This is a genomic window from Marinimicrobium sp. UBA4509 (assembly GCF_002388575.1).
In the GTDB taxonomy this organism is placed as follows: domain Bacteria; phylum Pseudomonadota; class Gammaproteobacteria; order Pseudomonadales; family Cellvibrionaceae; genus Marinimicrobium; species Marinimicrobium koreense.
Window position 1 is genome coordinate 59,249 of record NZ_DGMV01000060.1, and the last position, 10,073, is coordinate 69,321.

Here is a 10,073-nt window from a genome sequence, read left to right on the forward strand (position 1 = left end):
CCACCACGGCAATGGCACTCAGACCATGTTCTATGATGAGCCCCGGGTCTTATTCTGTTCCAGCTTTCAGCACCCCTTCTACCCGGGCACCCCCATTGACGTGAAGCGCGACCACATCGTCAATGTGCCACTGCCCGCCACCTGCCGCAGTGAGGAATTTCGGGCGTCCATCACCGAGCGTTGGCTGCCCGCGCTGAAGCGTTTTCGTCCACAACTCTTGTTGATCTCGGCCGGTTTTGACGCCCATGAGGAGGACGATATGTCCTCCACCAGCCTGACCGATCGGGATTACCAGTGGGTGAGCGAGCAACTGCGGACCCTGGTGGATCAGAGCCGGGAGAGCGATAGCCCCGACGAGCACTGCCGAGGCATTGTCTCCACTCTGGAGGGGGGCTATGCACTGTCAGCCCTGGGACGCAGCGCCGTGGCCCACATCAAGGCGTTGGCGAAGCTGTAGCGTCCGGCGCCTGTAAATCGATCCGCATGTCGATGACCTCTTCGTCCGGATCGTACTTCACCCGAAATCCCAGGCTTCGAGCCAGACTGGCCATGCCCCGATTCTGGGGGAGCGTCCAGCCCACCAGATGACGGGTCCCCTGGTCTCGGCAGTGCGCCAGCATCTTGCCCAGCAGCAACCGCCCCAGCCCGCAGCCTTTGAGATCACTGCGAATGGCAATGCTGAACTCACCTTCGTGGTTGTCCGGGTCCATCTGGGCCTGGACCATCCCCAGAGTGACTTCCTCACCCCGCTCGTCGCGCTCGGTGGCGATGAACACCATCTCCCGGTCGTAGTCGATCTGGGTCACACGGGCCATCTGCTCGTGCGAAAACTCGGACACCTCGCCAAAATAGCGGTTGTAACGGTCCTCCCGGCTCAGGGCGTGATCGAAGACCTGTTGACGGGCTTCATCTTCCGGCCGGATCGGGCGCAGCAACACTGAGCGACCATCCTTCAGGGTCACTCGCGCCTCCAGCTCTTTGGGATAAGGCCGGATGGCCATGGGACGCGCCTGCTCGGCCGGTGCAAGACGGGCCGAGACCTCCAGCGCGGTGTAGACGCCCTGCCGCATCACCACCGGTTGCAGGTCCAGGCTGACCAGCTCGGGATTGTCGACCACCAGCTGACTGACCTGACTCAACAGCAGGCAGAGCGAGTGACGCTCCAGCGGTTGATGGCGCTCGCGGATCTTGCCCTCGGCCAGGGCCTGAATCACCAGATAACGGGCCAGGGCCATATTCAGAGGCGGCAGAGCCACCACGGCGTTATACAGCCAGTCGGCAGTGCCTCCCGCTTCTCCCAGGGCGATGACCGGCCCGAATACCGGGTCGACCCGCACCTGAATGCGCAGCGCAACGCCATCCTGATACACCTCTTGGGCGCTGTCCTCAGCGTCCGGATTCCGAGTGCGAATACCGTAAGCCGCCACCATCTCGGCCGCCTCCGGAGCGGACAGCTCGATCCATGGTGACGCCAGCGCCCGCTCGATGAGCGCGCGCACCGATAGCGGGTGGTGGGGAATCAGCTCGCTGACCGAGTCCGGGGTTTCCGACAGCAGCTTCTGGTTGCGCCGGTATTGAACCCGATACATAAAGGCCGCCACGGCGCCTTCAGGTGTGCGAAAGGAGGCAATACCCGCCTGGGCAAACCGCTCCCGGGCCGGATAAGCCGCTTCCTCGCCCATCCAGTTCACCAGCAGGTTGGGCTTGCGCCCGGCGTGTGCCTCATAGGCATCCAGCATCGCCTCAGCGTAGACTTCGCCGACGTGCAGCGCCGAAGGCGCATGCATCACCAGAATGTTATCCGCCTCACCGCTGGCCAGAATCACCGAGAGCACCTCCCGATAGAGTTCCGGCGGTGCGTCGCCCAGCAAGTTGACCGGGTTGCGGGCACGCCCACCGCGAGGCACCAACCGGGCCAGCGCCTGCTCGGTCTGCTCGCTGAAGGTCACCAGGTGCCCACCGCGCTCAATCAGCGCATCCGCCGCCATGGCGGCAGGACCATTGCCGTTACCCAGGATCACCAACCGCTCACTGGTGAGCTCCCGGCCATAAGCGAGGGTTTCCACCGCGGCAAACAGGTCCCTCAGGTCCTGCACCCGCAGCATCCCCGCACGCCGGAAGGCCGCATCATACACCCGGTCGGAACCGCGCTGTTCGGCCGGCAACCTGCTGACCGCATCCGACACCTCGCGGGCATTCCCGGCCTTGATCAGGAGGATCGGCTTACCCGCGGCTGCAGCTCGGGCCGCTGAAAGGAAAGCCCGCCCATCGCGGATGGAATCGATATACAGGAGAATGGCCCGGGTTTTGGGGTCGCGCCCGAGGTAATCGATCAACTCATCAAAGTCAATGTCCGCCCCATCGCCCAGAGCGACAAAGTGGGAGAAACCGATGCGCCGCCGGCGCGCCCAATCGAGAATGGTGACGCACACCCCGGAGGACTGGGACACAAAGGCCACCTTGCCCGGCAGCGCATGAGTGTGGGCATAGCTGGCGTTCAGCCCGATGGCGGGTACAAACAACCCCAGACAATTGGGCCCCAGCAGTCGCACTCCCCAGTGTCGGGCAATGGCCAGCATCTGCTCCTGCAGGCTGGTGCCCTGGGCGGTATGCACCTCATCCAGTCCGGCGGCAATCACAATCACGCTGCGCGTGCCCTTCTTGCCCAATTGCTGGATCAACGCCGGTACCCGCGCCGCCCGGGTACAAATGATCGCCAGATCCGGAACCTCCGGCAGCGCCTCGATCGAGCCATAGGCCAACACCCCGTTGACCGCCTGATACTTGGGTGTCACCGGCATGATAGGCCCGGCAAAGTTGCCTTGCAGCAGATTGCGCATCACGGCATTGCCCGGACGATTCGGCTTGTTGGACGCACCGATGACCGCCACCGAGCGCGGATTCAGCAACTGATCGATCTGCTTGAGACTCATGGGGGCTCCGGTAGACCTAAAACCTGATCTTAGCGATCTCCGGCGCTCACGGCTAGCGGCCGCCGCCACCTCCGCCGCCACCGCCACCACCGGAGAAACCGCCGCCCCCGCCACCCGAACTGGTACCGGGTGCGACCGACGAGGAGGCAATCTGTGAGCTGAGCGACTTGCCCAGATCACTGCCCAGACTCGCCAAGCCACCACGGCCAAGCGGACCGTGATACCAATGCATAGCGTGCGCCGCACTGGTGGCGGCCTCCATACCCACCGCTTTGATGAACTGACCGGTCCAGGCCTCTTCAACCCCCAGGGCCAATGCAAACGGCAGAAGGCTTTCGTAACGCTCGGCGTTGAGTGGCGGCTCATCCGCGTTGCGGTGCTCCAGACCCGCGATTTCGTCTCTGGACGCCACCGACAGGTACAACTTCAGGCCTTCGATGTGGTCCAGCAGCTTACGCCCCTCCCGAGTGGGGCGGCGCATCAGGTTGGCGAACACGCCATTGAGAAGAATCACCACCGACAGCAGCGCCCAGAACGTCAGAGAGGCCAGATTGCCCACCAACCAAAACGCCACCGCTCCCAACGCCACAGAAGCCAGCGCGCCTTTGACGGTAATCCCCACGTTGTCGACAAAATAGCGGGGCTTGAAGCGCTGCTTGAGCGCCCGCTGATGTTGGCGTTTCGCTTCACCCAAAATGGTGTGATTCGCCTGTTCAAGAGCCAATTCGTCTGCGTCCACGAACAACCGGGAAAACAGGGCGCGCTCGGCTGGGGCGAGTTCCACGTCGTTCGCGTCACTGAGTTTTTGCAGCCGCCAGTTGTCTGAGTGCCACTTTTTGTCACGGTGAATGGCAACCAGGCCCTTCACGGACAAGTGCACCAAGTCCGCCGCGAAACATCGATCGTCGTAGCGCGCCTTGGCCAGGTAACGCAAACCGCCGGGCGAGAAATCCTCGGGCGGGAAATAGCGCGCGAACACCGGACCCGTCTGAGGATCACGTCCCTCTCGGCGCCAGTGATGAAAATAGTAACCGAACACCGCCAGCAGCCCGATGATCAGGAGCAACTGCGCCCGGTTGTCGGTCAGAAACCAGATGACCGTTTGCCCCGCGGAGGGTTCTTCCACCAGATTTTTTGGAAAACCCACCACAATGGTCAGCCCCTCTCGCACACCCAGCGGCTGAGTGGTGGCAAAACGCACCACGCCCGGTTCAGTCACCTCGGCTTGGGCGAGCTGGGCCCGACTGCCCTGCGGGCCGGTATAAACATCCAGCTGCAATTGATCTGCCGGCACCGCCCCGGGCAACTGCACCCGAGCCGAGGCCGACGCAATGTCAAACATCCACCCTGTGCCGGTCACATTCCAGTACAGCTCATCGTGCTGCTCGAAGAAACCCAGTTGCCGGTTGGTGCGATAGCGAATCCGGTAGGTGGTGGTGAGCGGCGTCGGCAGGAAGCTGTCGTCGCCGGTATTGATTCGAATGCCGTTCGCCCGGTCTTCGGTAAACCAGGGCTCGGGTTTGCCATCGCGGGTGACACTGACCACTTCAAACCCGACGACCACACGGTCACCGCGACGGTCCCGATAACGAGTTGGAAAATCCCGATAGATGCCGCGGCGAATATTCCGGCCCTCGGCCCGCACTTCGATGGTCTCGGTCACATCAAGCGTGCCGTCGGCCTCGACCACGATGTCTGAATGAAAACTCAGAATCCGCTCCTGCGCTGACGCCGGAAGTACGCCTAACGCCAGGAAAAAAGCGAGTAACAGACCATTCAAGAACGCTTTCATTTCATTCCCTCCCTGTTCACCGAAACCACGTCACGTTGATCCTCTGCTGCGCTGAAAAACTCAGCCGTTGAAACGCCCGCTACTCGCGCAATCAGAAGGTCCGGAAACTGTAGCACCCGATCATTGAGCGCACGCACCGCACCGTTGTAAAACCGCCGTGCATACTGCAGAAGATTTTCGGTCTCCACCAGGTCGCGCTGCAACTGACTGAAGTTGCCATCGGCTTTCAGGTCCGGATAGCTTTCCTGGAGAATGAAAAGGCGAGACAGCGACTGCTCCAACTCGTTCTCAAGGACGGCGAGCTGACCTGGATGCTGGCTCTCGACAGCCCGCGCTCGCAGCTCGGTCACGGCGGTCAAGAGACTCCGTTCGTGATCGGTGTAGGCCTGAACGGTTCGCACCAGTTGGGGAATAAGATCATGACGGCGCGCCAGCTGCACATCAATATCGCTCCAGGCGGTACGCACCTGATTGCGCAGACGCACCAGGCGGTTAAAACACCACACCGCCCAGATCAGGACAGCGGCCAGGATCAATCCCGGCCAGAGGAAATCAGACATAGCGTTATCCTTTATAACCTTCCATAGCATCCCGCCGATGGGGCGGGACTGAGTATTACTATACCTGATCGTTGATTGAGCGTGGTTCTGGACGGATCGGTGGGTAACGGGCCTTTGGCCCTCCAAAATATCGGACCGATCCTCCTACGCGAACCACGTCAAAGCGGCCTGGCTGTTATACAGAAGACTCTCCGCATAGCGGACAGCCCTCGTCAATGCCGCCATAACCGGACTTGGAAACTTATATAACCGACTGATTCAGAGGGGTATTCATTGACTCAAATGATATCAATACGGTCTTTAATACACGCATGTTACTCAGGAGATTCAAGGGACAACCTCCTGTTAATACTATATATAAGACTTTTTTAGAATATTACGGCTTCCCACTAGAATATTACGTACTAAACCTGCTCCTTCATTGTCCAGACCGGAGTGACCACATACTTCAGAGCCCTTTGATGTCAGCCACTTAAAACATTATCGATATATTCTCCGAATCATTTCTCAAGAAAAAAGCAATTTCGCACCACGCACAGCAACGAAGCACGTTAGCGGCACCTTACAATATCTATTATAGTAACACCCCGCATCTGGCAATATTCTCTGCCGCTGCACTTCTTGTCGACGTTAGCGACACTTCTAGCATCAAAACCATAATAGATGGAGGACACCCTCGTGCACATCAACGCTGGAACATTAACCCGCACCCAATGTGTTGGACTGCACCGATACATCAGTGCAGTTGCTCTCTTAACGATCACACTGCTAACCCTTCCTGATGCCCTAGCACAAGATCATCGCCCAAACCTTATAGCACTTTGGACTCTTGATGACATTTCCACCTCATCCACCGAGGTCAGCGACCGGTCGGGACAACAGCAGACGCTGGATATCGTGCAGTGGGGCAGCCTCACACTTGAGGATGATCAATCGCCCATCCCCGTGAAGATTCTGGATGACCCCAACGCCGCCTCCGACCGACATGGTGCTGTGCGCGGACTCAACCTGGCGGGTGACGCACTCAGCGATGACCAGATACTAGAAACTGATTTTACCAGTACGCAAATGAGCATGGTCACAGAAATGACATTGTCCATTTGGGTACGCCCGGTCGACAACGACAAAGGTTACCTGATCTCGCTGCAAAACAGCGCCGGCGAGTGGATTGGACTCCAGATATACAACAACGAGCGCGTGCGCTTTTACTCCGAGGGCGGCGGCCTTAACCGGATTCCCGGTTTTTCCACCACCAGTGTCGTGGCCTCGCCTAAGTTCAACCACATCGAGCGCGACAATGACATTACGCAAGGATGGATGCAAATCAGCGCGGTGATCAAAGCCGATGAGTACCTGCGCTTTTATCTGAACGCGGAGTTACTCGGTGAAGTGCCGGTGTCCGGTATTGATCTCACCGCGATTCGCACACTGCGCGTGGGACAAACGTTTGAGTCCACACCCACCCGTGCCCTGCAAGGCCAATTCGATCAGGTGCGCGTCTATACCACCGCCCTTAGCGGGGACGAGCTTCTGGCGGACTACATTGAGGATTCCACCCGCGGTCCCTGGGCCTTCGAGGTTACGCCACCACAGGATGCCAGTGGTCACACCGAAGGCGATGCCGCTGTCGATCTCGTTACGCTATACCTGGATGACCTGATTCCCGCCAACGGAATGCCATTCAACATCGCCGATGAAACGCCGCCCAGTGGCGAAGCCGGTGTAATGACACACGGCGTGGCAAACCAGCAAGTCATCGCAGACGCGTTGAACGACGCCAGGAACAACAGCGCTTACGATGGCAAGATCGTGAAAATACTGTTTCCCGAGAACGGCGAGTTCTACGTGGGCGACAATCGCAACCTCTATGGCAACACCATTAATGTGGCCGGACAAACGGATCTGATCATTGATGGTAACGGCTCCAAATTAATCCACGCCGCCCGACGGGATATGTTCTGGCTGGAAAAAGACAGCGCCGGTCTCGGCAATGAGCGAGTGGAAATCCGGAATTTCACGCTGGATTTTTTCAATGAAGTGTACCCGTTTCAGACCAAGGTCAATGTGGAAAAACTCGGAAATTACGAGCTGGAGCTGACACCCGTGGCCGGCAGCGCCCGCGACTATCGAGATTACATCGACGAAATGGGCGCGATGGTAACCTGGGCCGCCCCGGACACGAGTTACAGTTTGAGTGCAGTGGGTCAGTATTCCGGCACGGGGTCTTCGCTGCTGCTGCCCTTTGCCAACCTTCACCCGCTCGCGAGCGGTACGGACAGCATTGTCGGCCCGCATGAGGAATCCAATATCGGCAGCTACACCGTTCAGGTGCAGGCCAATGGGTCCGCCGTCATTGATCTCAGCGCCGATACAGAGTTTTACGACGCCGTGGACCCGGATCTGCATTATCTGGTCGCCCACTACGGCGGGAAACGGGCCTTTTCACTGCAACATTCAAAACACGTGACACTCCAGAATATTCACGTTACGTCCAGCCCCGGAAACGCCCTGGCGGCCTTTGGCGGTGTGCAATATCTGAAAGCGAAGAACTTCAAAGCCACTCTGGACCCGAATGAGACCGATCCCAATGCCGTGGTGGCCACCAAGGCGGACGGTATCTTCTTGTTTCACAATCGCGGGCACTACCTGTTTAAAAACGTGGAGGCCGTCGGCGGCACAGAGGATCGAATGGTCATTCGGGAGTTGACGGGTTTTAATCCCAAGTATGTGGACACCCATACGCTGTCCGTTTGTTATGCCTCAAACCCTCGTCCCGTCGATCTGGCCAAAGTGGGCGATATCTATGAGTTGCGTGACCGGGACATGAACTTTCTTTGGCGCGGCACAATGGTCGGCAAAGAAGTGGTGGACAGCAAACACCCGGACTGGTCGACCTATGGCACGGTGAACTACAGCAACGGCAGCACCACCGCACGCGCCTGTGCTCTGCTGGAATTCTCTACGCCCGTTCCGACCAATACTCCCTCCGTGTATCGGCACGATACCATGGTGCATCATTTTAATCCGGACGGCAGCCGGTTCAGCAGTAACTATGTCATTATCGGTTCAACCTTTGGCGAAAACCGCGGCAACGGCGCGAAGTTTTCTGCCCCTCACGCGTTGATCGCTCACAACACGTTCTTCAACACCTCCCACCAAGGCGTTAAATTTCCCCTGATGATTGATGTAAAAGCGTGCTCCAATTCCTGGGGCAACAATGGCTCCGGGGCTCGCAACGTGATTTTCGATAATAACGTCATCGCGAACACCGGCCAGTGGATTCCCATTACGTCCCTGACGACTATGCCTCCGGCCGCCGTCAGTATTTTCACCAACCGCTACACACCGCAAAATCGTTACAGCCTTTTTTGTGGACGGGAAAATATCTCCGCCGGTGACAACCCGCTGGACATTCAATGGCAAAGTCATTTCATAATCAGTAACAACACTGTGGAAGACGCCAACTGGGGCGGCATTTCCGTGCAGTCCGCACGCGATGTTCTGGTACGCAACAATGCGCTGGCCCGGACCAACACACTGTCTTCCACCGCGTCCGGTCCCGCGGAGTACGGCGGTGCGGGCGCAATTCAGTTTACACACTCCCGTCAGGTCATAGGCTGGGATAACGACACCGATCAAATCGAGCCGGGCTTCCCCGACCTGTATCGACAAACGGGCAGTGACCGCCATCTGGTGGACTGGATGAATGAAACTTATCATCCCGTGATTCCTTAAGCCGTGCTTAGTAAGAAGCAGACGCACAAAAAACGGGCCGCATTGCGGCCCGTTTTTCAACATCGGAACACTTTAAGGCGTTGGTGAGAAACGCAGCACTGCCCCATCTCGCGGCAGCAGTTTCAACGAATATTCACTATGACTATCCAGTGCCGAAGCATGGCTTTTTTGTAAGCGCCGGGGTTCAGGACTGAAAACCACCTCAGCGGTGTAGGTGCCTTCACCGAGAAACGACAGGTCCAGCGAGTCAATGCGTACCGGCTGATCAGTGCCATTCAATGCCGCCAAATACCAGTGGTCTCCTGAACGTCGTGCTATTAGGGCCAGTTCACCAATACGACTGGAAGGCAGCACTCGCGTCTCATCCCATACGGCGGGAATGGTTTTGAGCAGTTCGAGCCCTGCCGCCACGTCATCGTTATGCAATAACATGTCGGGATGTTCGGCGATTACTTGAAAAGGCGAGGTAAAGAGCACCACCGTGGCCAATTGATGGGCGTAGGTGGTGTTGCCGGGCAGGCTGTAGCCCAGCGGTGTATAGTCACCGTGCCCAACCAGAAAACGTGTGAAAGGCAAGGCAGCATTGTGACTGGCTGGGAGGGGCTGATCCATACGATTCAGCTCCAGACCACGAATTCCCTCCCGGGAAATTTCATTGGGATAGGTCCGCGATTCGCCCGTTGGCTTTTGAATGCCGTGAAACACCACCATCAGTTTTCGCTCCGCCGCCAATCGCAAGGCGGCTTCCTCGAAACGGATACGGTCTATAGATTCCGCATTCATAAAATCCAGTTTCACACCGACCGCACCGGCTTTGCACACCCCATCGAGAAACACCCGCAACGCGCCCCAGTCACCGGACGGGTCCTTGACCTGATTCCAGTCTTTCCACACAAAAACGTCGACATTCTGCCCGTTGGCATAGCCAGTGAGCTGCTCAAGTGATGCCCAAGGGCTCTCCCAACTCTCCCAGCCATCATCCACCAGACTATACTCGAACCCCAACTCACTGGCGTAGTCGACAAACTGCCGCTCCTGTGCCGGCGTGCCGGG

General features: G+C 58.2%; 5 protein-coding genes and 1 pseudogene. 2 read left to right on the forward strand and 4 right to left on the reverse strand.

What is annotated here, in order from left to right; genetic code table 11:
- A pseudogene (locus B3520_RS11630) lies at positions 1-457 on the forward strand (histone deacetylase family protein); the annotation flags it as partial.
- Here the strand turns inward: B3520_RS11630 and B3520_RS11635 are convergent.
- The 3 genes from B3520_RS11635 to B3520_RS11645 are packed head-to-tail and all read right to left on the reverse strand — an operon-like array spanning position 435 to position 5,285.
- On the reverse strand, positions 435-2,933 hold the full coding sequence (locus B3520_RS11635; RefSeq protein ID WP_286806571.1) for a bifunctional acetate--CoA ligase family protein/GNAT family N-acetyltransferase: 2,499 nt from the start codon (positions 2,931-2,933) through the stop codon (positions 435-437). The pseudogene B3520_RS11630 and the gene B3520_RS11635 sit on opposite strands and share 23 nt — an antisense overlap.
- A gap of 52 nt (positions 2,934-2,985) precedes the next feature.
- Positions 2,986-4,725, reverse strand: a complete 1,740-nt coding sequence (locus B3520_RS11640) for a DUF2207 domain-containing protein (RefSeq protein WP_286806570.1) — start codon at positions 4,723-4,725, stop codon at positions 2,986-2,988.
- Positions 4,722-5,285 carry a LemA family protein gene (locus tag B3520_RS11645; protein WP_286806567.1) on the reverse strand — a complete coding sequence of 188 codons (564 nt, stop codon included), beginning with the start codon at positions 5,283-5,285 and terminating at the stop codon, positions 4,722-4,724. The genes B3520_RS11640 and B3520_RS11645 overlap by 4 nt, the downstream gene beginning before the upstream one ends.
- 1,074 nt (positions 5,286-6,359) lie before the next feature.
- Here B3520_RS11645 and B3520_RS11650 point away from each other — a divergent pair.
- Complete coding sequence (locus B3520_RS11650) at positions 6,360-9,020, forward strand: LamG-like jellyroll fold domain-containing protein (protein WP_349678482.1); 2,661 nt, start codon at positions 6,360-6,362, stop codon at positions 9,018-9,020.
- Positions 9,021-9,092: 72 nt separating this feature from the next.
- Here the strand turns inward: B3520_RS11650 and B3520_RS11655 are convergent.
- On the reverse strand, positions 9,093-10,073 hold a 981-nt coding region (locus B3520_RS11655; protein ID WP_286876098.1), incomplete at its 5' end, for a glycoside hydrolase family 97 catalytic domain-containing protein.

What these genes read in the sequence shown, in the direction of transcription:
- B3520_RS11635 (WP_286806571.1), bottom strand. Translation starts at nt 2,933, where the DNA reads ATGAGTCTCAAGCAGATCGATCAGTTGCTGAATCCGCGCTCGGTGGCG.
- B3520_RS11640 (WP_286806570.1), bottom strand. Translation starts at nt 4,725, where the DNA reads ATGAAAGCGTTCTTGAATGGTCTGTTACTCGCTTTTTTCCTGGCGTTA.
- B3520_RS11645 (WP_286806567.1), bottom strand. Translation starts at nt 5,285, where the DNA reads ATGTCTGATTTCCTCTGGCCGGGATTGATCCTGGCCGCTGTCCTGATC.
- B3520_RS11650 (WP_349678482.1), top strand. Translation starts at nt 6,360, where the DNA reads ATGGTCACAGAAATGACATTGTCCATTTGGGTACGCCCGGTCGACAAC.